This window comes from Mesoflavibacter sp. (genome assembly GCF_964226795.1).
Lineage (GTDB): Bacteria > Bacteroidota > Bacteroidia > Flavobacteriales > Flavobacteriaceae > Mesoflavibacter > Mesoflavibacter zeaxanthinifaciens.
In genome coordinates, this window is sequence record NZ_CAXQQP010000005.1 from 264,384 (window position 1) to 289,334 (window position 24,951).

Annotated in this window: 17 protein-coding genes and 1 tRNA gene; 13 read left to right on the forward strand and 5 right to left on the reverse strand. The window is 33.5% G+C overall.

The window, feature by feature from the left end:
- Nucleotides 1-10: 10 nt before the first annotated feature.
- Nucleotides 11-2,872 (reverse strand): DNA polymerase I, encoded by a 2,862-nt coding sequence (gene polA / locus ACEQT4_RS03470; protein WP_370226034.1) that lies wholly within the window; start codon nucleotides 2,870-2,872, stop codon nucleotides 11-13.
- Between the two features lie 208 nt (nucleotides 2,873-3,080).
- Between polA and ACEQT4_RS03475 the strand changes: the two genes are divergently transcribed.
- Together ACEQT4_RS03475 and ACEQT4_RS03480 are read left to right on the forward strand one after the other, a co-directional pair.
- The gene (locus ACEQT4_RS03475) at nucleotides 3,081-4,307 is read left to right on the forward strand and encodes a metallophosphoesterase (protein WP_106677430.1); all 1,227 of its coding nucleotides are present in this window, start codon (nucleotides 3,081-3,083) and stop codon (nucleotides 4,305-4,307) included.
- Between the two features lie 54 nt (nucleotides 4,308-4,361).
- The gene (locus tag ACEQT4_RS03480) at nucleotides 4,362-4,658 is read left to right on the forward strand and encodes a co-chaperone YbbN (protein WP_106677433.1); all 297 of its coding nucleotides are present in this window, start codon (nucleotides 4,362-4,364) and stop codon (nucleotides 4,656-4,658) included.
- On the opposite strand, the gene ACEQT4_RS03485 is transcribed toward ACEQT4_RS03480, so the two are convergent.
- Together ACEQT4_RS03485 and ACEQT4_RS03490 are read right to left on the reverse strand one after the other, a co-directional pair.
- Nucleotides 4,655-5,302: a polysaccharide deacetylase family protein gene (locus ACEQT4_RS03485; RefSeq protein ID WP_106677435.1), complete on the reverse strand. Its 648-nt coding sequence runs from the start codon at nucleotides 5,300-5,302 to the stop codon at nucleotides 4,655-4,657. The genes ACEQT4_RS03480 and ACEQT4_RS03485 overlap by 4 nt on opposite strands.
- Nucleotides 5,303-8,599, reverse strand: a complete 3,297-nt coding sequence (locus ACEQT4_RS03490; RefSeq protein ID WP_370226036.1) for a protein O-mannosyl-transferase family — start codon at nucleotides 8,597-8,599, stop codon at nucleotides 5,303-5,305.
- Between the two features lie 151 nt (nucleotides 8,600-8,750).
- On the opposite strand from ACEQT4_RS03490, the gene ACEQT4_RS03495 reads away from it, so the two are divergent.
- Nucleotides 8,751-8,823: transfer RNA gene (locus ACEQT4_RS03495), tRNA-Gln, on the forward strand.
- Nucleotides 8,824-8,877: 54 nt separating this feature from the next.
- Here the strand turns inward: ACEQT4_RS03495 and ACEQT4_RS03500 are convergent.
- Nucleotides 8,878-9,702, reverse strand: a complete 825-nt coding sequence (locus ACEQT4_RS03500) for a universal stress protein (protein WP_370226037.1) — start codon at nucleotides 9,700-9,702, stop codon at nucleotides 8,878-8,880.
- Nucleotides 9,703-9,861: 159 nt separating this feature from the next.
- Here ACEQT4_RS03500 and rimP point away from each other — a divergent pair, with 159 nt between their 5' ends.
- Genes rimP through infB form a run of 3 tightly spaced genes read left to right on the forward strand, consistent with a single transcriptional unit; the run spans nucleotide 9,862 to nucleotide 14,394 of the window.
- Nucleotides 9,862-10,323, forward strand: a complete 462-nt coding sequence (rimP, locus tag ACEQT4_RS03505) for a ribosome assembly cofactor RimP (protein ID WP_027879465.1) — start codon at nucleotides 9,862-9,864, stop codon at nucleotides 10,321-10,323.
- 15 nt (nucleotides 10,324-10,338) lie between these two features.
- Entirely contained in the window at nucleotides 10,339-11,571 is a 1,233-nt protein-coding gene (gene nusA / locus ACEQT4_RS03510; RefSeq protein ID WP_106677443.1) for a transcription termination factor NusA, read from the forward strand.
- A gap of 36 nt (nucleotides 11,572-11,607) precedes the next feature.
- Nucleotides 11,608-14,394: a translation initiation factor IF-2 gene (infB, locus tag ACEQT4_RS03515; protein WP_370226039.1), complete on the forward strand. Its 2,787-nt coding sequence runs from the start codon at nucleotides 11,608-11,610 to the stop codon at nucleotides 14,392-14,394.
- Nucleotides 14,395-14,470: 76 nt separating this feature from the next.
- On the opposite strand, the gene ACEQT4_RS03520 is transcribed toward infB, so the two are convergent.
- Nucleotides 14,471-14,869: an SPOR domain-containing protein gene (locus tag ACEQT4_RS03520; RefSeq protein WP_370226040.1), complete on the reverse strand. Its 399-nt coding sequence runs from the start codon at nucleotides 14,867-14,869 to the stop codon at nucleotides 14,471-14,473.
- A gap of 213 nt (nucleotides 14,870-15,082) precedes the next feature.
- Here ACEQT4_RS03520 and ACEQT4_RS03525 point away from each other — a divergent pair, with 213 nt between their 5' ends.
- From ACEQT4_RS03525 to ACEQT4_RS03555, 7 genes are read left to right on the forward strand one after another with little or no spacing between them, the layout of a single operon-like run.
- Nucleotides 15,083-16,378 (forward strand): c-type cytochrome, encoded by a 1,296-nt coding sequence (locus tag ACEQT4_RS03525; protein WP_027879461.1) that lies wholly within the window; start codon nucleotides 15,083-15,085, stop codon nucleotides 16,376-16,378.
- 32 nt (nucleotides 16,379-16,410) lie between these two features.
- On the forward strand, nucleotides 16,411-19,515 hold the full coding sequence (locus ACEQT4_RS03530; protein ID WP_370226041.1) for a TAT-variant-translocated molybdopterin oxidoreductase: 3,105 nt from the start codon (nucleotides 16,411-16,413) through the stop codon (nucleotides 19,513-19,515).
- Between the two features lie 29 nt (nucleotides 19,516-19,544).
- Nucleotides 19,545-21,296: an NrfD/PsrC family molybdoenzyme membrane anchor subunit gene (gene nrfD / locus ACEQT4_RS03535; protein WP_106677451.1), complete on the forward strand. Its 1,752-nt coding sequence runs from the start codon at nucleotides 19,545-19,547 to the stop codon at nucleotides 21,294-21,296.
- A 9-nt stretch (nucleotides 21,297-21,305) separates the two neighbouring features.
- Entirely contained in the window at nucleotides 21,306-21,836 is a 531-nt protein-coding gene (locus ACEQT4_RS03540) for a DUF3341 domain-containing protein (protein WP_027879459.1), read from the forward strand.
- A 9-nt stretch (nucleotides 21,837-21,845) separates the two neighbouring features.
- Nucleotides 21,846-22,403, forward strand: a complete 558-nt coding sequence (locus tag ACEQT4_RS03545; protein ID WP_223075984.1) for a cytochrome c — start codon at nucleotides 21,846-21,848, stop codon at nucleotides 22,401-22,403.
- A 26-nt stretch (nucleotides 22,404-22,429) separates the two neighbouring features.
- Nucleotides 22,430-23,830 (forward strand): quinol:cytochrome C oxidoreductase, encoded by a 1,401-nt coding sequence (locus tag ACEQT4_RS03550; protein WP_370226043.1) that lies wholly within the window; start codon nucleotides 22,430-22,432, stop codon nucleotides 23,828-23,830.
- A 30-nt stretch (nucleotides 23,831-23,860) separates the two neighbouring features.
- On the forward strand, nucleotides 23,861-24,934 hold the full coding sequence (locus ACEQT4_RS03555) for a cytochrome c oxidase subunit II (RefSeq protein ID WP_027879456.1): 1,074 nt from the start codon (nucleotides 23,861-23,863) through the stop codon (nucleotides 24,932-24,934).
- Nucleotides 24,935-24,951: the final 17 nt, after the last annotated feature.

A 24,951-nucleotide genomic window follows, 5' to 3' on the forward strand; every position in this document is an offset into this window, starting at 1 on the left:
GATTTTAAATTTAATGCGCTTCTAACCAGTTATCACCAAGACCAATTTCAACATCTAAAGGAACCGATAATGTAAATGCATTTTCCATTTCAGTTTTTATCAATTTTGAAATCTCATCTAGTTCTGGTTTATAGACATCAAAGACCAATTCATCATGGACTTGTAGTAGCATTTTGGTTTTATAATCACCAGTTTCTAGTTTCTCGTAAATATTAATCATTGCTAGTTTAATGATATCTGCAGCACTACCTTGAATTGGCGCATTTACCGCATTTCGTTCTGCTGCACCACGAACAACCGCATTTCTAGAATTGATATCTTTTAAATATCTACGTCTGCCTAAAACCGTTTGCACATAACCATGATCACGCGCAAAATCCACTTGCTTACTAATGTAGTTTTTCAGCTTTGGATAGGTTTCATAATACGTGTCGATTAGTTCTTTAGCTTCGCTACGTGATAAATCAGTTTGGTTACTTAATCCGAAAGCCGACACACCATAAATAATTCCGAAGTTAACTGTTTTCGCATTGCTACGTTGTTCTCTAGTCACGTCTTCAATAGCAACATTAAATACTTTTGAAGCGGTTGACGCGTGAATGTCTTCACCATGTTTAAAGGCTTCAATCATCGTTTCTTCTTCACTTAACGCTGCGATGATGCGCAGTTCAATTTGAGAATAATCGGCAGCTAATAAGGTGTAGTCTTCGTTACGAGGCACGAATGCTTTTCGTACTTGTCTTCCACGTTCGGTACGAATAGGAATGTTCTGTAAATTAGGATTATTACTACTTAAACGACCTGTTGCAGCAACAGTTTGCATATAATCTGTATGTACGCGACCTGTAGCTTCTTCAACTTGAAGCGGTAAGGCATCTACATATGTGCTTTTTAGTTTGGATAAGCCTCTAAAATCAAGAATGTTTTGGATAATTTCATGGTCTTTTGCCAAGTAACTCAATACATCTTCTGCGGTAGAATACTGTCCAGTTTTGGTCTTTTTTGGCTTGTCTACCAACTTCATTTTTTCAAATAAAATAACACCTAATTGCTTTGGTGATGCAATGTTGAATTCTTCGCCAGCAGCTTCGTAAATGCTTTTTTCTAAGTTGGCAATATCAGTATTTAATTGCTCTGATAAGCTATTTAAAAAGTCTTTGTCAAGGTTAATGCCTTCCAATTCCATTGCGGCTAACACGCGTAGTAATGGGATTTCTATCTCATCAAACAATTTTTGTGTGTTGGCTTCGCCTAACTCTTTTTCAAAATGTTCTTTAAGTTGAAGTGTGATATCGGCATCTTCTACAGCATACTCGGTTTGTTTATCTAATGGCACATCGCGCATTGATAATTGGTTTTTACCTTTTTTACCAATCAAGGTTTCAATGGAAATAGGCGAGTAGTTTAAATACGTTTCTGAAAGCACATCCATGTTGTGACGCATGTCTGGATTAATCAAATAGTGCGCTAACATGGTATCGAATAATGGTCCTTTAACTTCGATACTATATTTGGCTAAAACCTTAATGTCGTATTTTAAATTCTGACCGATTTTCTGAATGTTTTCAGCTTCAAAAAACGGACGTAATTCTTCAATTAATTCTTGTGCTTCATCTTTATTTTCAGGAAAAGGTAAATAGAAACCTTTGCCAGTTTCCCAAGAAAACGCAATACCAACCAATTCTGCAGTTAACGGATTTAATCCTGTAGTTTCGGTATCAAAACACACCGATGTTTGGTTAAGCAGGTTTTTTACAAAAAGTTTAGTTGCCATTCCGCTAGCAACACTTTGATAAAAGTGACTTGTGTTTTCGGCGGTATTTCTTGTGAAAGTTGTGTTTGCTTTTGTTTGCGAATCATCATCGCCGCCACCAAATAAAGAGAATTGTCCTGCGCCAGCAGATGCTTTTTCTTTTGTTGATTGAGACTTCTCGACTGCGCTCGAAGTGATATTTTGATTTGTTGTTGTAGCTGAATTATCGCTTTCTGAAGTAAACGTTTTAATGAAATTGTCTGTAAGACGTCTAAACTCTAACTCTTGAAAAATTTCTTTTACTTTTTCAATATCTGGATGATCTAACTCGAAATCTTTCGCGTTGAATTCTACTGGAACATCAAGCATGATTCGCGCTAATTCTTTTGAAAGTCTTCCTAATTCGGCATTTGCTTCAACCTTTTCTTTCATCTTACCTTTTAGCTGGTCTGTGTTGGCTAAAAGTCCTTCCATACTACCAAATTGCTTGATGAATTTTTTGGCGGTTTTCTCGCCAACACCAGGCAAACCAGGTATGTTATCACTAGAGTCGCCCATCATTCCTAAAAAGTCAATGACTTGTTCTGGTCTTTCGACTTCAAATTTTTTCTGAACTTCTGGAATTCCCCAAGTTTCATATCCGCCACCAAACGATTTTGGGCGATACATAAAAATATTTTCGGTAACTAATTGTGCAAAATCCTTATCTGGCGTGACCATATAGGTTTTGTAACCTTCTTTTTCCGCTTGACGGGAAAGTGTCCCAATAACATCATCTGCCTCAAAACCTTCCTTTACCATAATTGGGATGTGCATAGCTTCCAAAATGTTACAAATGTGAGGAATAGCAGTGCGAATGCCTTCTGGTGTTTCGTCACGATTGGCTTTGTAGTCTTCGTACATTTCTACACGATCTACACTTCCGCCTTTATCAAAACATACTGCTAAATGGTCCGGTCTTTCGCGTTTGATAACATCTAAAAGTGAGTTCATAAAACCCATAATGGCTGAAGTATCTTCACCTTTAGAGTTAATTCTTGGGTTTTTTATGAATGCATAATATCCACGAAAAATAAGCGCGTAAGCATCGACTAAAAAGAGGCGTTTTTGTTCTGACATGTTTTGAATTTTAATCTTATAAAAAGTTCTTGACTGCGCTCGAACAGACAAGAACATCAAAATTACGAAACTTAACTCAGCTTTACTTAGATTTTTTAAAACCTTATTAGCAATAATTTAATTTTTGACTAATGTGATTAATGTTAATCTTCCCTTAAATTAAAGTAGATATGATTTTTAAGACTGTAATTTTGTTAAAATTATAGATATGTTACGCTGGATTATAATAATAGTTTTATACGGAATTTTTAATTTTTATGCTTTTCAATCGGTAAAGACTTTAACAAGTAAAAAATGGATTTATTTCTTGTTTTTTGCGCTTACAATAATGGTGTTAGTAAACTTAGTTTACCAATTTATAATACCAACCCAAGGTCGTGTGCTTACACCAGCTAAGAGTTATGCTTTAGGTTTTTTTCTAACTGTTATTGCCTTAAAAGTAGTACTGATTTCTTTTTTATTTACAGAAGATGTAATTCGTATTTTATACGGAGCATATCAAAAAGTGTTTGGAGATAAAGAAACCTTTTATTTGCCTTCTAGAAGGAAATTTATAAGCCAAATAGCTTTAGGTATTGCAGCAATACCATTTGCATCCATGCTTTATGGAATTTATAAAGGAAGATATAATTACAAAGTGTTAACTTATACTTTAGAATATCCAGATTTACCAGAAGCTTTTGATGGTTATCAAATCACACAAATTAGTGACGTGCATTCTGGAAGCTTTGATAATAAAGAAAAAATCGAATACGCAATAGATTTAATTAATAAACAGCAATCTGATGTAATATTATTTACTGGAGACTTGGTTAATAATGAGGCTTCTGAGATGGAACAATGGAAAAGCACTTTTTCAAAATTATCAGCAAAAGATGGTGTGTTTTCAGTTTTAGGAAATCATGATTATGGAGATTATATGAACTGGCCAAACGAAACTGCTAAGCAAGAAAACTTAGAGTATCTTTTTGAAATTCAAAAAGAAATGGGTTTTGATTTGTTGAAAAATGAAAATAGATTTTTAGAACGAAATGGAGAAAGAATAGCTTTGATAGGTGTTGAAAATTGGGGAGCAGGTTTTAAACAAGTTGGAGATTTAGATAAAGCTTCTGAAGGCGTAAATCAAGATGATTTTAAAATTTTAATGTCTCATGACCCAACACACTGGGAAAAAGTTGCTGTCACCCATCCTTTACACTATCACTTAACATTAAGTGGTCATACACATGGTATGCAGTTTGGAATAGAAATACCAGGTTGGATAAAATGGAGCCCAGCAAAATGGCGTTATAAATATTGGGCTGGTTTATATGAACAAAACAAACAAATAATAAACGTAAATAGAGGATTTGGTTACTTGGCTTTTCCTGGTCGAGTAGGTATTTGGCCAGAAATAACGGTTATTAAGCTTAAAAAAGGACTTCAAGAGGCTTAAATTAAACTAAATGTTTTATTTTTAAAGATACGTTAATACAAAAGCTTTAATCAAATGTCAAAATTTGGAGAATTAATTGATGTAGAAATTCCTGTGCTTTTAGATTTTTTTACAGAATGGGATGAAACATCTAAAAACATGCATGCGGTCTTAAGGGATGTTGCAGCTGCATTGGGAGATAAAGCAAGAGTCATTAAGATAGATGTGGATAAAAATAAAGAGCTGTCTGAGGCTTTACGAGTTAAAGGTTTACCAACCTTAATTATTTATAAAAATGGAGAGATGAAATGGAGGCAAACAGGACAGCTTGATGCAAACTCTATAATTAATGTTGTAGAACAGTTTATTTAAAGACTTTTGAAACTGTAGCCTCTATCAGAGTAATAAGATAGTACTTTTGGTAACGTGTATTGTAATTTTTTTTTAGCCTTAATACTATCGTGAAACACGATTATATTACCATCTTTAGTATGTTTTAAAACATTGTTTAAGCAATCCTTACCGCTTAAGTTTATATTCCAGTCGTAACTAATTACAGACCACATTACAATTTGGTAGCCTTTTTTAATTAGTTGTCTAGCTTGCTTATTTTTAATCTTTCCATATGGTGGTCTAAATAATTTTTTAGTTGAAAAATATTCTAAACCTAACTCTTTTTCTAAAGTGTTTTGAGCTTTTTCTGTGTTGTTGACATAAGAGTTGGTTTTGTTAATCCAACCGTTTATATGATTAAAAGTATGATTGCCTATACTGTGACCTTCTTGATTTATTTTATGAAGTATATCTGGGTATTTTTTTACATTGTCTCCTATACAAAAGAAGGTTGCTTTTGCATTAAATTGTTTTAATGTGTTTAATGTCCATTCTGTAATTTCAGGAGTTGGACCATCATCAAAGGTTAGGTATAATGTTTTATTAGAAAACGTCTTTTCCCATATGTATTTAGGAAAAAGACGTTTAATTATTATTGGAATTTTTACAGGAAAAGCTAACATTTATTCAGCTTTTAAAACAGTATCAAATTCTTTTAAGAACTCTTCTTCAGACATTGGTTTTGCTGTAGGTTCTTCTTCGTAAAAGTGTTTAAATAAATCAAGGTAGTTATTAAAAGCTTTTGTTTCTTGTTCTGCAAACTCTTTGTCGTAACTTCTAAGAACATCTACTAAAGCCTTATAACGTTCAATATTAGTTAGGATTTCTGTAAAGTTATACTCTTGATTTTCTATCGTTAAATTACCATAGTATCTTAAATATTCTTGGTATTTTGTTGCAACCTCTTTAAACAATTGTCTTGCTTTTTCTTTATTATTTACCTCATAATATGTGCTAATGTATGGTTCTAAAAGCGTGTAGAATCCGTATTTATCAACAGGCATATTTTCCATAGCAATATCTGCAATTTCTTCTGCTTTGTCTAGTTTGTTTTCGTTTAATAAAGCTTCTATTAAACGAGCTAAGTTACCGCGGTAAGTGATCGAGTTTTTTCGTGTTTCTGGGTCATGATAGATGTCTCCGCCACTATTTCCCCAATCCCAATTTACGACTTTATTATACATAAAATCGGTGTCAATACGTCCCATATCGTATGGGTTTGCTCTAGATACAGGAGTTTTTATTGGTACTAATTTGTAAACCATTCCGTTTAATTGCAGATAATCTTTAAGCCAAATGTAATCATCATCTCCAAATGCGCCACCTGTAAAGTAGATTGGACGTTGCCAATTGTTGTTTGCTACAATATCTAACATTAGTAATCTGTTTTTATATATAGCACTATCGTCTATTGTTATATAAAGATTATCTTCTATTAAGGCACTATCTTTAGCTTTAACAATTCCGTTTTTAATTACTTCTTTTTTGTCTACGGGAATACGGACATGTTCTGCAGGGAAATAATTTGAGTTAATTAATTGACTTGGATAAGAAGATACATCATCTCCTTCTTGCTGCATTATGTGTTTTAGCTTAGTTTTTGGATTGTCGCTTGTTATAAAGGTCATAAACTCCTTTATAGCTAATGTATCTTTAGTACGTAAACGCTTCATTATATAGTCTCTTGTCCCGTGTTTGTATTTGTCATGTGTAAGAGCAGATGGTATTGGCTCGCTCTCGTAAGCTTGACGTTTCATTTGATCAATGTACCAATCTGTTTGGAATAAACTTGTATTGACAACACGCACATCGGTACGATATTTTTCAATTTCTTGAGCATACCAAAGCGCAAAGGTGTCGTTATCACCAATTGAAAATAAAATACCGTTTTCATCACAAGAATCTAGGTATTTTTTAGCCATAGCTAAAGCAGTGTACTTGTCAGAACGATCATGATCATCCCAATTTTGAGTAGCCATAATTAATGGGACTAAGGCTAAACAAAGCACTGTTATAATTGGAGCTAAGATTTTACCAGAAAGATATTTTTTTAGCATATCAAAGATGGCATATACCCCAAACCCAATCCAAATAGCAAAGACGTAAAAGCTACCAACAACAGAATAATCTCTTTCTCTAGGTTCAAAAGGTCTTACGTTTGTGTAGACTTGAATAGCAATTCCTGTAAACAAGAAAAACACTAGCATAATCCAAAATAATTTTTTGTCTTTATTAAAAAGAAAAAATAGTCCAATTAACCCTAATATAAAAGGAAGGAAATAATAGGTGTTTCTTGCTTTGTTGTTTTTCACATCACTTGGTAGATTATCTTGAGATTGCCCTAAATGAAGCTCGTCAATAAATTGAATGCCACTAATCCAATTACCGTGTTGGTCTAGTTTACCTTGTATATCATCTTGTCTACCAACAAAATTCCACATAAAGTAACGCCAATACATATAACCTAATTGGTACTCGAACATGAAAGCAAGGTTGTCTCCAAAAGAAGGTTTTTCTACATCTAAAAATTGACCAAATTGCTTTAAAAAATTATGGTAATCTTCATAATCAATTCTCCCTTTAACAACATCATTTTTAAAGTCTAAAATGGATTGTTCTAAACGTGGTTCTCCTTGGTAAGCAGGTTTTATTCTAAAATCTAAAAAACCAGTAAAAAGCATATAGTTTTCTGCGTTTTCTGCGCTCCACATACGAGGTAATACCGCAGCGTGTTTAGAGTTGTAGTTTTGCTTAGCGTTTTTATAATCGTTAACTATAATGTATTTGCCAGTAGTTTCATCTTTTTCATATTTAGGCTTGTCGTCAACATATGGTTCATTTTCATCTAAACCAGAATATTGGTCAGTAAATAAAGGTCCGTAAAATAGATGTGTTTCTGGATATTGCTCTAAGTTATAATAGGCTAAAAGTTCTCTAGCGCTTGAAGGGTTATTTTCGTTAATTACTACATTAGCATTAGCACGTATAGGTAACATTAACCATGATGATGAACCTATTAAAATGAATAATAAGCAAAGAATACCAGTGTTAAAATCATAAAGTTTTTTAGCTCTAGTATATTTTAATCCATAATAAAAAGCCGCTATAAGTAAAATACCAGCAATGATAGAACCTGAATTAAAAGGTAGACCTATTTGATTTACAAAAAACAACTCTAAAGCACTAAAATACCTAAGTACATTAGGAAACATTAATTTGAATATAAAAAGTAGAACGGCTACAGAAGCCACATTAGCTATAATAAAATTCTTAACAGTTATTTTTTTATAATTTTTGAAATAATAAATTAGACCAATAGCAGGTATGGTTAATAATCCCATAAAGTGAATACCAAACGATAAACCTATAACAAATGCAATTAAGATTAGCCATCTATTGCCACGTGGTTTGTGCATGTCTTTTTCCCAACGTAAGCCCAAATAAAACATTATAGACATTATAAGTATTGCCATAGCATATACTTCTGTCTCAACAGCATTAAACCAAAACGAATCTGTAAATGAAAAAGCTAAAGATCCAACTAAAGCGCTTCCTAAAACAGCTATTTGTTGACCACTTTTAAGAGTCTTGCCTTCTCCTAATATTTTTTCTAAAATTAAAACAATAGTCCAAAACATGAATAAAATGGTAAAAGCACTAGATACGGCGCTCATCATATTCATTAAAAGTCCAATTTGATCTGGGTTTAAAGCAAAAACAGAAAATACAGCGCCAAGCATTTGATATAAAGGTGCTCCTGGTGGATGACCAACTTGTAATTTAGAAGCAGTTAAAATATATTCTCCAGCATCCCAAAAACTAACTGTAGGTTCTACAGTTAAAGAATAAGTAATTAATGCAATTAAAAAAGCGAACCAACCTAAAATTAGATTCCATTTTTTAAAACTTAAGGACATCATATGTTTTGTTTTATTTACGTGGGCGAATTTAGTAATTATTATGTTATAAGTAAGGTTTTTAAGTTAACGTTAAGTTTTTATTGATAATTTTTTTAAAAAATATTTGTACAAATAAAAGAATGTTTTAAATTTGCACGCTCAATAAGGTTATTGGCCTATGGTGTAACTGGCAACACGTCTGGTTTTGGTCCAGAAGAGTCTAGGTTCGAGCCCTAGTAGGCCAACAAAAAAAGCTTCCTAATTTTAGGAAGCTTTTTTATTTTAAGATATTTAGTATTTTAAATTTTAAATGTGATTACAGGTCTATTGGCATGATTAACCAAATCTTCACTTATACTCCCGTTAAAAAAGTGAGCTATACCTTGTCTACCGTGAGTGCTAATGCCAATTAAGTCTGCGTTTATAATTTTAGAAAAGTTTAAAATGCCTTTTTCTACAGTTTCATCATTGTAAATATTAATAGTGTAGTTGTTATAGTTTTGTCCTTCAATAAAGTCAAAAATTCTAACTTTTGAAGTAGCAGTAGTCACAAAATTACTAGGTGTATTTACGTATAAGAGGTGAATCTTAGCATCAAAAAGTTGGGCTAACTTAACCGCTTGGCTATATGTTTCTTTATTGTCATTTTTGAAGTCAGAAGCAAAAACAAATTCTTTAATATCAAAATGTTCATGCTTGTTTTTAATAACTAAAACAGGTGTTTTAGAGTGTCTTACTACTTTTTCTGCGTTAGACCCAATAAAGAGCTCTTTTAATCCTTCTGCGCCATGCGATCCCATTACAATAAGATCTATAGATTCTTTTTCGCAAGTTTCGAGAATACCTTTAGTGATGTCATGAAAATCTACAGTTTCGGTAACAGTAATATCTCTTAGGTAATCTTTTTTTAAAACATCTTCAAACTGCTTGTGTGCAAGTTTCATAAAGTACATAGCCTCAGGTAAATCTGCAGGAGCGCTTCCTGTATTAAGTTGTTGTATAGGTAAATCAAGCATATGTAGTAATACAATTTCAAAATTGTGCTTCCTGGCTAATTCTGCAGCCACTTTTACAGCATTTTCAGCTTCGTTAGAAAAATCTGTTGGTACTAATATTTTTTTCATAAAAAAGATGTTTTTTTGGGTGGATAGTCTTATAAATTTATGAATAAAATTTGATAATCAAAATATTATGTAAATCAATAAAAATGTGTATATTTGCAGCGTTGAAAGAAAAAAGATTAATTGAGGGGACGGAAATGTCCCCTCTTTTTATACTTACACATGTTTACAGATATAGTCAAGAATTTATTAAACAAAGCATTAGAAGAACGTCAAGATTTATTTTTGATAGATTTTAAAATGTCTAATGATAACGCTATTAAAATTATAATAGATGGAGATAAAGGTGTTACTGTAGAGGATTGCATTTATATTAGTCGTGCAATAGAGCATAATATAGATCGAGAAGAATATGACTTTTCTTTAGATGTAATGTCAGCAGGCGCAGCAGCACCGTTTAAATTACCAAGACAATTTGCTAAACATGAAGGAAGAACACTTGAAGTTAAGACCGAAAACGGTAAGTTTGAAGGAAAGTTAACATCTGTATCAGAAGACGGAATAACTTTAGAGTGGAAAGCGAGAGAGCCTAAACCAGTTGGTAAAGGCAAAGTAACAGTTCAAAAAAAAGAAAATATTGCTTTTAAAGACGTTTTAGAGGCTAAAGTGATTATAAAATTTTAATTCAGTAATAGAGTTATGGAGAATATAGCATTAATTGAATCTTTCTCAGAATTCAAAGACGATAAGTTAATAGATCGTGTTACACTAATGGCTATTTTAGAAGATGTATTTAGAAATGCATTAAAGAAGAAATTTGGAGATGACGATAATTTTGATATAATTATAAACCCAGATAAAGGAGATTTAGAAATTTGGAGAAATAGAATAGTTGTTGCAGATGGAGAAGTAGAAGAACCAAATCAAGAAATTTCATTATCCGAAGCTCGTAAAATAGAACCTGATTTTGAAGTAGGTGAAGATGTATCTGAAGAAGTAAAATTAATAGATCTTGGTCGTCGTGCAATTTTAGCATTACGCCAAAACTTAATTTCAAAAATCCACGAGCACGATAATACAAATCTATACAAGCAGTTTAAAGAATTAGAAGGCGATTTATATACAGCAGAAGTTCACCACATACGTCACAGAGCTGTAATTTTATTAGACGATGAGGGAAATGAAATTATCCTTCCAAAAGACAGACAAATACCATCAGATTTCTTCAGAAAAGGAGATAATGTAAGAGGTATTATTGATAGTGTAGAGTTAAAAGGGAACAAGCCTGCAATTATCATGTCAAGAACATCGCCAAAGTTCTTAGAAAAATTATTTGAATCAGAAATCCCTGAAGTATTTGACGGATTAATTACAATTAAAAACGTAGTCAGAATACCAGGTGAAAAAGCAAAAGTAGCTGTAGATTCTTATGATGATAGAATAGATCCTGTTGGGGCTTGTGTTGGTATGAAAGGATCTCGTATTCACGGAATTGTACGCGAGTTAGGAAACGAAAATATAGACGTAATTAACTATACAAACAATTTACAGTTGTATATTACGCGTGCATTAAGCCCAGCAAGAGTAACATCTATAAAAATAGATGAAGAAAATAAAAGAGCAGAAGCCATCTTAAAACCAGAAGAAGTAAGTAAAGCAATCGGTAGAGGTGGACACAATATACGTCTAGCAGGTCAATTAACAGGATATGAAATTGATGTGTTACGTGAAGGTGCAGAAGAAGATGTAGAATTAAGAGAATTCTCGGACGAAATCGAAGAGTGGATCATAGACGAATTCTCTAAAGTAGGTCTGGATACAGCAAAAAGTGTACTAGAACAAGACGTAGAAGATTTAATAAAAAGAACAGACCTAGAAGAAGAAACAATTTTAGATGTTATCAGAATTCTTAAGGAAGAATTCGAAGATTAACATATATTTGAAAAAAAACAAGGTTAAAGGCAATTTATGGCTGAAACAATTAGATTAAATAAAGTATTACGCGAGCTTAACATCTCTTTAGATCGTGCTGTAGAATTCTTGGATTCTAAAGGTATCGAAATAGAGAAGCGTCCTACTACAAAAATTTCGCAAGACACTTACAATATTCTTTCTGACGAATTTGAGACAGATGCAAATAAAAAAATCAAGTCTCAAAAAGTAAATGAAGAAAAGAATAAAGAAAAAGAAGAACTTAGGCTAAAGCGCGAAAAAGAATTAGAGGCAAAGCAGAAAGCAGAAGAGGCAGAAAAAGCAGCAAAAGCAGCAAAAGAAGAAGCTCTTAAAAAAGAGCAAGAAGTTGTTAAGGCTTCAAAAACACTTTCTGGTCCTAAAACTGTCGGTAAAATCGACTTAGACCAAGGTAAAAAGGCTAAAAAAGAAGAAAAGCCAACCGTAGAAAAAGCCAAAGAAGCGCCTAAGCCAAAAGAAGAAAAAGTCTCAAAAGAAGTTTCTAAAAAGGAAGATGTTGCTGCTCCTAAAATAGAAAAGTCTAAAGTTGAAGCTGAAAATAAACAAGAGCCTAAAAAAGAACAGCCAAAAACTGAAGAGACAAAAGCTGAAGAAGTAAAATCAGAACCAGCAGAAGAAACCATAAAGACCCAATATAAAAAGCTTTCTGGTCCAAAAATAGCTGGAGATAAAATAGATCTTTCTCAATTCAATAAGCCTAAGAAAAAGAAAGACGATAAAAAATCTAACGATTCTTCAAACAAAAAGAAAAGAAGACGTATTTCTAAACCTGGAGATAACAACAACTCTGGTAATAACAGAAATAATAACAATAATAAAAAAGACAGCAGGTTTAAAGGTAAAAAAGGACGTAAAAGCGCTCCTGTAAAAGAAGAACCAAGCGAAGAAGAAGTACAAAAGCAAATCCGCGAAACCTTAGAAAAACTTCAAGGAAAGTCTAACAAAGGTAAAGGTGCTAAATATAGAAGAGAAAAAAGAGAGCAGCACAGAGAAAAAACCGAAAAAGACTTACAAGCAGAACAAGCAGATAGTAAAATTCTTAAAGTAACAGAGTTTGTTACAGCAAGCGAAGTTGCAACAATGATGGATGTACCTGTAACATCTATTATCTCAGCATGTATGTCTCTTGGTATGATGGTAACAATGAATCAGCGTTTAGACGCAGAAACATTAACTATTGTAGCAGAAGAATTTGGTTATGAAGTAGAATTTGTAACTGCAGATATAGAAGAGTCTATTGAAGAAGTAGAAGATAAACCGGAAGATTTAAAATCTCGTGCACCAATCGTAACTGTTATGGGTCACGTAGATCACGGTAAAACATCTTTATTAGATTATATTCGTAAAGAAAATGTAATAGCAGGAGAATCAGGAGGAATTACTCAGCACATTGGAGCATATAGTGTAGAGCTCGAAAATGGACAAAAAATAGCCTTTTTAGATACACCAGGTCACGAAGCCTTTACAGCAATGCGTGCTCGTGGTGCACAAGTTACAGATATTGCAATAATTGTAGCAGCTGCTGATGACGATATTATGCCTCAAACAAAAGAAGCAATTGCTCACGCACAAGCTGCAGGAGTACCAATTGTTTTCGCAATTAACAAAATAGATAAACCTACAGCTAATCCAGATAAGATTAAAGAAGGTTTAGCAAACATGAACTTACTTGTAGAAGATTGGGGAGGAAAAATTCAGTCTCACGATATCTCTGCAAAAGTAGGAACAGGAGTAAAAGATTTATTAGAAAAAGTATTGCTTGAAGCAGAATTATTAGAGCTTAAAGCAAATCCAAATAAACCTGCAGTTGGTACAATTGTAGAAGCGTTCTTAGATAAAGGACGTGGTTATGTCGCAACCGTTTTAGTACAAGCAGGTACATTAAGAATTGGAGATTACGTATTAGCTGGTAAACATAGTGGTAAGATTAAAGCAATGCATGACGAAAGAGGTCATGATGTAGAAGTTGCTGGGCCATCAACACCAGTATCAATCTTAGGATTAGATGGCGCACCACAAGCAGGTGATAAGTTTAATGTCTTTGAAGATGAACGTGAAGCTAAACAAATTGCAAACAAGCGTATGCAATTACAACGTGAGCAAGATGTAAGAACAACTAAGACATTAACATTAGATGAAATTGGTCGTCGTATTGCCTTAGGAACATTTAAAGAGTTAAATATCATTCTTAAAGGAGATGTGGATGGTTCTGTAGAAGCATTAACAGACTCATTCCAAAAGCTTTCAACTGAAGAAATTCAAGTTAAAATCTTACACAAAGGTGTCGGTGCAATTACAGAAAGTGATGTGTTATTAGCATCAGCTTCAGATGCCATCATTATTGGATTTAATGTTCGTCCAGTTGGTAATGCAAGAACAATTGCAGATCAAGAAGAAGTAGATATCAGAACATACTCAATTATCTATGATGCTATTAACGATCTTAAAGACGCTATGGAAGGTATGTTATCTCCAGAAGTTAAAGAAGAAGTTACAGGTACTGTAGAAATTAGAGAACTGTTTAAAGTGTCTAAAGTTGGTACAATTGCAGGATGTATGGTAACTAATGGTAAAATCTTAAGATCATCTCAGGTTAGAATTATTAGAGATGGAGTTGTGGTTCATACAGGCGAATTAGCTTCTCTAAAACGCTTTAAAGATGATGTTAAAGAAGTGTCTAAAGGATACGATTGTGGACTTCAGATTAAAAACTATAACGACATTCAAATTGGAGATGTTATAGAAGCATTCCATGAAGTAGAAGTAAAAAAGAAGTTAAAGTAATTTTAACTTAAATCATAAAAAAAAAGCGATTCTAATATCTTTAGAATCGCTTTTTTATTTTAGTTAAAAAACAGCCTTAATCTTTGTCTTTTTTAGGTTTAAAAATGAATGCTGAAGGGAATTTTTTTTGAATCTCAATAAGCGCTCTATCAGCCTCTAATCTGCTTCTAAAACGACCTATCCATACCTTGTAATTTGGCGTTTCATAAACTAACTCACAAGACCATTTTTCATAAGAATTTATGAATTTCGATTTCTCTTTTTCAGCTGCTGCTAATGAGCCTGAGAAAATCTGAATTTTATATTTATTAAAATCTGTATTCTCCTTATTTAGATCTTTTTTAATCTCGATAACTTTAGTCAATTTATCGTCTTCATTAACGGTAATGTTTCCATTTTGAGCAAATATTTCATTACTAAATAGAATAATAACAGTTGTTAACAATAAGGTTTTTAAGGTATTAATTTTATTCATTTTTATCTTTGTTTAATGCAAATGTAAATTTTATAAACTTATTTATTAGTTAATTTATTATTTAGAATTACTCTAAATTACCAATTAACAGTTCGCTAACATTTCTAAAATCGACTTTAAATATTACTTTTGCATAGCGCATTTTATAACTGTGTTTGTAAAATATAGATGAAAAAATCATACCAAAGTCAAGAAGTAAATTCAATATATAATATGAAACAGGTGATTCACCGTAAGTTAGGCATTAATTCCCTTCGTTTAAGCTTAATTTTTTTACTAACTTTTTCTACCTCGCTTTTCGCTCAAGATGGCGATCCTGTAGCAGGAAAATCATTGTTTAATGCTAATTGTGCGGCTTGTCATAAGCTTGATAAGAAAATGACCGGTCCGGCGCTACGTAATGTAGAGCAGCGTCTTTCTGAAGAAGAAGGCTTAGATAGAGAGTGGTTATACACTTGGATTAAGAATAGTCCATCAATGATTAAGTCTGGAGATGCTTATGCTAATAAAATCTATGAAGAGTATGGTGGTGCAGCAATGACTCCATTTCCTCAATTATCTAATGCAGATATAGATAATATCTTAGCATACACTGCTACAGAAGCAGCTCCGCCACCAGCGCCAACTCCTGGAGCAGAAACAGGAACAGCTCAAGTAGAAGGTGGTATTTCAAACGATATTATTTTAGGTGCTTTAGGTTTGTTGTTTGCTTTATTAGCAATCGCATTATTTTTAGTAAACAAAACATTACGTCGCTTTGCTGAAGCAAAAGGAGTTGAGCTAGAATCTACAAAACGCACACCGATTTGGAAAGCATTTATTCAAAATCAATTTTTAGTATTGGTAAGTGTAATTGTGTTGTTGTTAGCTTCGGCATATTTTGTCTACGGTTACTTTATGCAAGTTGGTGTTAATCAAGGTTACGAGCCGGTACAGCCAATTCACTATTCTCACCGTATTCACGCTGGAGAAAATGGTATAGATTGTAAATATTGTCACTCTTCAGCAAGAGTTAGTAAGCATTCTGGTATTCCTTCGTTAAACGTTTGTATGAATTGTCATAAATCAATTTACGAAGTGGCACCAGAAACCCAACAAGAAGGTTTAGCTGAATATGGAGTTGATTACAATGCAGAAATCAAAAAGCTTTACGCTGCTGTTGGTTGGGATGATGCTGAACAAAAATATACAGGAGAAACTTCTCCAGTTAAATGGATAAGAATACACAACTTACCAGACTTTGCATACTTTAACCATTCACAACACGTAACTGTTGCAGGTGTAGAGTGTCAAACATGTCATGGTCCTGTTGAAGAAATGGAAATTATGAGTCAGCATGCACCATTAACAATGGGATGGTGTATTAACTGTCACAGAGAGACCAATGTAAAAGTTAAAGACAATGCTTATTACACAAAAATCCACGAGCAATTATCTAAAAAGTATGGTGTAGAAAACCTTACTGCTGCTCAAATGGGTGGATTAGAATGTGGTAAATGTCACTATTAATTATTAATAAGAAATAAATTCAATTATATAATATGTCATCAAACAAGAAATACTGGAAAAGTGTTGAGGAGCTAAATGAGAATAGCTCTATTGTTGAGACGCTAAAACAAAACGAATTTGTTCAAGAAATTCCAACTGACGAGTTTTTAGGAGATAAAGATAAGTTAGAGAGTTCTTCAACAACACGTCGTGATTTCTTAAAGTATGTTGGTTTTAGTACAGCTGCTGCTTCTTTAGCGGCTTGCGAAGGACCAGTTGTAAAATCAATTCCTTACGTAGTTCAGCCAGAAAGAATCGTTCCTGGTGTAGCTAACTATTATGCTACTGTAATTGCAAATGGTTTTGATTATGCTAGTGTTTTAGTAAAAACTCGTGAAGGTCGTCCAATTAAAATTGAAAATAACACTTTAGCACCAACACACGGTAGTGCTAATGCAAGAGTGAATGCTTCAGTTTTAGATTTGTATGATAGCTTAAGACTTCAAGGACCAAAAAAAGGAGGTAATAATATCTCTTGGTCTGATTTTGATGCTGAAACCTCAAAAAAATTAAATGAAATTAAAGCGTCAGGAAAGCAAATTGCTTTGTTGACTCAAACATACTCTAGTCCATCAACCAACAAATTAGTAGCTGAATTTACTGAAGCTTATGGTAATGTAAACCATGTGGTTTATGATGCTGTTTCAGAATCTGCTGCTTTAGATGCTTTCCAAGCTAAATACGGAGAGCGTGGTTTAGCTAATTATGATTTTTCTAAAGCGATGACCATAGTTTCTGTTGGTGCAGATTTCTTAGGAGATTGGCAAGGTGGAGGATTTGATGCAGGATATGCGCAAGGACGTATACCAAAAGACGGTAAGATGTCTCGTCATATCCAATTTGAATCTAACATGTCTTTGTCTGGTGCAAACGCAGATAAGCGTGTTCCTGTTACACCAACTAACCAAAAATTAGTATTAGCGCAATTACATAGTTTAATTGTAGGTGGATCTGTAAATGCTAATGCACTACCAGCAAATGTAAAAGAGGCTGTTCAAAAAGTAGCTTCAGAATTAAAAAGAGCAGGAAGCAATGGTGTGCTAGTATCTGGTATTCAAGATGTAAACGCTCAAACAGTTGTTTTAGAAATTAACGAAGCTTTAAATAGTAAAGCATTTGATGCTAAAACACCTATAAAAACACGTCAAGGTAATGCAAAAGCTGTTCAAACTTTAATATCAGATATGAAAGCTGGTAAAGTTGGAGCGGTAATTATGAGTGGTGTAAACCCAATGTATACTTTACCTAACGCTAAAGATTTTGCTGAAGCAATTAAGAAAACAGATCTTTCAATTTACTTTACAATGAAAGAAGATGAAACTGCATCTGTTTCAGAATATCTTGCTGCAGCACCACATTATTTAGAGTCTTGGGGAGATGTAGAATTCAAAAAAGGACACTATGGTTTAATGCAACCAACAATTCGTCCTTTATTTGATACAAGACAATTTCAAGAAGCATTATTAAAGTGGAACGGTAACGATTCTTCTTTAAATGAATATATCAAAACTACGTGGAATGCAGGTGTACTTAATGGAAGTTCATTCAACAAAGCATTACACGATGGAATATTTGTAGGTTCAATTAACTCAGCTGAAGTTTCAGAAACTGAAGAAGTTGAGCAAGATGAAACACCTGCAAGTAATGCTGCAAGAGCTTTAGCGTCTTCAGCTAAATCTAACGGTACTGAATTAGTGCTTTACACTAAAACAGGTATGGGAGATGGACAACAAGCTAATAATCCATGGTTACAAGAGTTTCCAGATCCAATATCTAGAACATCTTGGGATAATTATTTAACAGTATCAAAATCAGATGCTGAAGCTTGGGGATTAGTAAATGAACATGAAGCTACAGGTGCTTTAAATGGTAGTTATGCTACTGTAAAAGCCAATGGAGTAAGTGTTACAGTTCCTGTAATTATTCAACCTGGGCAAGCAAAAGGATCTGTTGGTTTATCTTTTGGATACGGTCGTACAGCTGGTTTAAAAGAAGAAATGCAAACAGGTGTAAACGCTTATCCTTTATATAAAGACTTTAACAATGTGCAATCTGTATCAGTAGAAAAAGCTACTGGAATGCATGAGTTTGCTTGCGTACAATTACAAAACACCTTAATGGGTCGTGGTGATATTGTTAGAGAAACAACTTTAGAAATATTTAATACTAAAGATAAACATTATTGGAACCCAATTCCAGAAGTATCATTAAACCATGAAGAAACTCCGGTGACTTCACCAGAAGTAGATTTATGGGATGAATTTGATAGATCAATAGGTCACCACTTTAATTTATCTATAGACTTAAACGCTTGTACAGGATGTGGAGCATGTGTTATTGCATGTCATGCTGAAAACAACGTTCCTGTAGTAGGAAAAGAAGAGATAAGACGTAGTCGTGATATGCATTGGTTACGTATTGATAGATACTATTCTTCTGAAGAAACTTTTGAAGCTGATGATGAAAAGAAAGAAGGTTTCTCTGGACTATTTGGAGATAACGGATCATTAGGTGGATTTGGAGAATTAGAACATCCAGCGGATAATCCTCAAGTGGCTTTCCAACCAATAATGTGTCAACATTGTAATCATGCACCTTGCGAAACTGTTTGTCCAGTTGCAGCAACAGCTCATGGTAGACAAGGTCAAAACCATATGGCATATAACCGTTGTGTAGGTACAAGATACTGTGCTAACAACTGTCCATATAAAGTACGTCGTTTTAACTGGTTCTTATACAATGGAAACGATGAGTTTGATTATCACATGAATAACGATTTAGGTCGTATGGTTGTTAATCCAGACGTAACAGTACGTTCTCGTGGTGTAATGGAAAAATGTTCTATGTGTATTCAAATGACACAAAAAACCATTCTTGATGCTAAACGTGATGGACGTGAGATTAAAGATGGCGAGTTCCAAACAGCATGTTCTGCAGCTTGTAGTAGTGGAGCGATGATTTTTGGAGATATCAATGATAAAGAAAGTAAAGTTGCAAAACTTACAGAAGATAATAGAATGTATCACTTACTAGAGCATGTAGGTACAAAACCAAATGTGATGTACCATACTAAAGTAAGAAATACTACAGAATCATAAATTAACTAAGAAACACTTATATAAGGATTATGGCGTCTCATTACGAAGCACCTATTAGAAGACCTCTAGTTACCGGCGAGAAATCGTATCACGATGTAACAGTAGATATCGCTGCTCCTGTAGAAGGTAAAGCAAATAAACAATGGTGGATTGTTTTTTCAATTGCTCTTGTTGCTTTTCTTTGGGGAATAGGTTGTATTATTTATACCGTATCAACAGGAATTGGTACTTGGGGATTAAACAGAACAGTTAACTGGGCTTGGGATATTACTAACTTCGTTTGGTGGGTTGGTATTGGTCACGCAGGAACACTGATTTCAGCAGTACTTTTATTATTCCGTCAAAAATGGAGAATGGCAATTAACCGTTCTGCAGAAGCAATGACAATTTTCTCTGTTGTTCAAGCTGGTTTATTCCCGATTATTCACATGGGTCGTCCATGGTTAGCATATTGGGTATTACCAATTCCAAACCAATTTGGATCGTTATGGGTTAACTTTAACTCGCCATTACTTTGGGATGTATTTGCAATTTCTACGTATTTGTCAGTATCATTAGTATTCTGGTGGACTGGATTACTACCAGACTTTGCAATGTTACGTGATAGAGCAATAAAGCCATTTCAAAAGAAAATATATAGTTTATTAAGTTTTGGTTGGACAGGTCGCGCAAAAGACTGGCAACGTTTTGAAGAAGTATCTTTAGTACTTGCAGGTTTAGCAACACCATTAGTACTTTCGGTACACACCATTGTATCGTTTGACTTTGCAACGTCTGTTATACCAGGATGGCATACAACAATCTTCCCTCCATATTTTGTTGCTGGAGCAATTTTCTCTGGTTTCGCAATGGTAAATACACTTCTTATCATTATGAGAAAAGTGTGTAATATGGAAGATTATATTACAGTACAACACATCGAATTAATGAACATCGTAATTATGATTACTGGTTCTATTGTAGGTGTGGCATATATTACGGAGCTTTTCGTAGCTTGGTACTCTGGAGTAGAATTTGAGCAATATGCATTCTTAAACAGAGCAACTGGACCTTACGCTTGGGCATATTGGATGATGATGTCTTGTAACGTATTCTCTCCACAGTTTATGTGGTTTAAAAAGCTACGTACAAGTATTATGTTCTCATTCTTTATTTCTATTGTTGTAAACATAGGTATGTGGTTTGAGCGTTTTGTAATTATTGTTACATCATTGCACCGTGATTACTTACCGTCTTCATGGACAATGTTCTCTCCAACTTTTGTAGATATAGGTATTTTTGTAGGTACAATAGGATTCTTCTTTGTATTATTCTTATTATACTCTCGTACGTTCCCTGTAATAGCACAAGCAGAGGTTAAAACAATCTTGAAATCTTCAGGACAACGCTATAAAAACATAAGAGAAAGAGGTGACAGTTTAGTAGGAACAGGCGCAGACAAAAGAACTTCTGTTTATAATAAAGTAGAAGCACCTAAAGTAGAGGCAGCTCCAACAACAGAAGCATTACCAAAACCTGAAAACACTGAAAAAGTAAGTAATTTACTTTCAGGAATAGGAACATTTGACCCAGCAACACAAACTGCTGATGATTTAAAGAAAATCAATGGTATTGGTCCTAAAATGGAAGAAGTACTTAACAGTATAGGTATTTATACTTACCTTCAAGTAAGTAAGATGACAAAGAAAGAATACGACTTGTTAGATGAAATTACAGGTTCTTTCCCAGGAAGAGCAGAACGTGATGATTGGTCAGGACAAGCTAAAAATTTAATAAACTAAAAGTAGCATATGGAAGCTTCAAAAGTAATTCACGCTATTTATAACGACGATGATGTTTTAATGAACGCAGTAAAAAAGGTTAAAGCTGCAAAACATCATATAGAAGAAATTTACACTCCTTTTCCTGTACACGGACTAGATAAGGCAATGGGATTAGCACCAACACGTATAGCAATAACAGCTTTTTTATACGGTTGTGTAGGTTTAACAGTTGCAGTTTTAATGATGAATTTTATCATGATTGAAGACTGGCCTCAAGACATTGGAGGTAAGCCAAGTTTTAGCTACTTAGAAAACATGCCAGCATTTGTACCAATTATGTTTGAGCTTACAGTATTTTTTGCAGCTCATTTAATGGTAATTACATTCTATTTAAGAAGTAGAATGTGGCCTTTCAAAAAAGCTGAAAACCCTGATCCTAGAACTACTGATGACCATTTTTTAATGGAAATACCTGTTAGTGGAAACGAAAACGAATTACATAACTTGTTAGTAGAAACTGGTGCAGTAGAAATTAACGTAGTTGATAAAGCTCATTAATTAGATACAATGAAACATTTAATTAAAATAACAATAGTAGCCTTAATTGCAGTATCGTTTACGTCTTGTAATAAAAAGACAAGACCCAATTACGAGTACATGCCAAATATGTATGAATCTGTAGCTTACGAAACTTATCAAGAGTCTGATGCTTTTGCAAACGGTAAAGAAGGACAATTGCCTGTTGAAGGAACAATCTCAAGAGGATATATGCCTTTTGATTATGCAGGAGACACTGATGGATACAATCTAGCTAAAGCTGAATTAACAAGTCCATTAGATTCTACTCAAGTTGATTTAAATAGAGGTAAAGAACTTTACAATATTTATTGTGGTATTTGTCACGGTAATAAAGGTGCAGGACAAGGACAATTAGTAAAGAGAGAAAAAATACTTGGAGTTCCTAGTTATGCAGATGCAGGTAGAGCGATAAATGAAGGTAGTATTTACCATGTTATCTATTATGGTAAGAATGCAATGGGTAGTTATGCTAATCAACTAAATGAAGAAGAGCGTTGGCAAGTTGTAGCTTATGTATTAAGCTTAAAAGCAAATTTAGAAAAATAAGATTTAGATAAAGTTTATATAAAGATATGTACACGTTTTCAAATAGACTAAAGATTTTTGCTGGTATCTTAATTGTTTTAGGACTTTTAGGGGTAACCTATGGTTTTATGAATTCTCATAAAACATTAGACCAAGTAAAAGAAATGTTAGCGGCAGAAGCAAGTCATGGAGGTCATGGCGATTCTCATCAAACAGAAGAGCATGTTGTTAAAGGAGGTAATGACCATTCAGACAATCCACATGATACAAACTCGCATGGAGCACTAGAAGATGCTGGACATCACTCAAGTACAGATGCTCATCACGGTGACGAGCATGCAAAACATGTTCAACATCAAATACATAACAGACCATGGTCAGCATTATATGTGGCTGCATTTTTCTTTATGATGATAGCATTAGGTGTATTAGCATTTTATGCAATTCAATTTGCAGCACAAGCAGGTTGGTCTCCTTTATTATTTAGAGTAATGGAAGGTATTACGTATTACCTTTTACCTGGTGCAATAATTGTTCTAGCTATTGCAATGATGGCAGGAGATCATATTTTTGTTTGGATGAATCCAGACATGGTTAATCCAGAAAGCGAACACTTTGACAAATTAGTAGCAGGAAAATCTGGTTGGCTTAATTCTACAGGATTCTTAATTAGAGGTATTATTTTTATAGCAGGTTGGAGTATATACCGATTCTTTGCTCGTAAATTCTCTTTAGCTCAAGATGAAGCAGCAGCTGGAGATAACTCTAATTTCAAAAAATCATTCCGTATTGCAGCTGGATTTTTAGTATTCTTTATTTATACTGAATCTATGATGTCTTGGGACTGGATTATGAGTGTTGATCCTCATTGGTTCTCTACATTATTTGGATGGTATGTATTTGCAAGCATGTTTGTAAGTGGTATTACTGTAATAGCATTAATTACAATTTACTTAAAATCTAAAGGTTTATTACCACAAGTAAATGATAGTCACATTCATGATTTAGCAAAATTCATGTTCGGTATAAGTATTTTCTGGACTTATTTATGGTTCTCTCAATTTATGTTAATCTGGTACTCAAATATTCCAGAAGAGGTAACATACTTTGTAACTAGAATAGAAGATTATAAATTACCATTCTTTGGTATGGTAGCAATGAATTTTATTTTCCCACTATTATTATTAATGAATAGTGATTACAAACGTATTCCTTGGTTTGTAGTAATGGCAGGAGTAGTAATATTAGCAGGTCACTATCTTGATATATTTAATATGATTATGCCTGCAACAGTAGGAGATAGATGGTTTATTGGTGTACCAGAAATAGGTTCAATATTATTATTTGCTGGATTATTCTTATTGTTAGTATTCTATGCAATATCAAAAGCACCTTTAACAGCAAAAGGAAATCCTTTTGTAAAAGAAAGTGAACATTTCCATTATTAATAAAAAAACAAATAAAGAAGAACGACAACAATGACGGCTTTAATATCAATTTTAGTTTTAATATTTATTTTCGTTGCCATTTGGCAAATGGTTAAAATCTTTGATTTGACTCAAACGGGTAAATCTACAGAGAACAACCAAATTGCTAATGATAATGACAACAAAGTAAACGGTTACTTAATGATAGGTTTTTTAATCTTCATTTATGCAATAACTATTGTTTGCATCGCAAAATATGGTGATTTACCGTTACTTTCTAATTCTGCATCAGAGCATGGACCAAGTGTTGATAGGTTAATGATAATCTCTTTACTTGTTATCTTCTTTGTTCAAACAGTTACACAATTCTTACTACACTACTTTGCTTTTAAATACAGAGGTCAAAAAGGAAGAAAAGCTTTATTCTTTGCAGATAACAACAAATTAGAAGCTATATGGACAATCATTCCGGTTATAGTTTTAGCAGGTTTAATCATTCAAGGTTTATTTACTTGGACTAGCATCATGAATGTTGATGAAGAAGCAGATCCTATGGTTGTAGAGCTTTATGCACAACAATTTAACTGGAAAGCAAGATATGCTGGAGCAGATAACGCATTAGGTAAAGCTAACGTAAGATTGATTGATTTAGATAAAGCTAATATCTTAGGTGTTGATGAATCTGATCCTAATGCCCAAGATGATGTTATTGTAACAGAATTACACTTACCTGTAGGTAAACCAGTATTATTTAAAATGCGCTCTCAAGACGTACTTCACTCAGCTTATATGCCTCACTTTAGAGCACAAATGAACTGTGTTCCTGGTATGATTACTCAGTTTAGTTTTACTCCAACAAAAACTACTGCTGAAATGAGAGAAGTACCTGAAATTAAAGATAAAGTTGCAAATATTAATAAGATAAGAACTGAAAATAGTAAAGAACTTATTGCTAATGGTGAAGAAGCTTTAGAACCTTACGAGTTTGATTACTTACTTTTATGTAATAAAATTTGTGGTACATCTCACTACAATATGCAAATGAAAATTATTGTAGAAACTCAAGAAGAGTTTGACGCTTGGATGAAAGAACAAAAGCAGTTCAAAAATTCATTAAATTTGTAATTCTAGAAAAAGAAAAA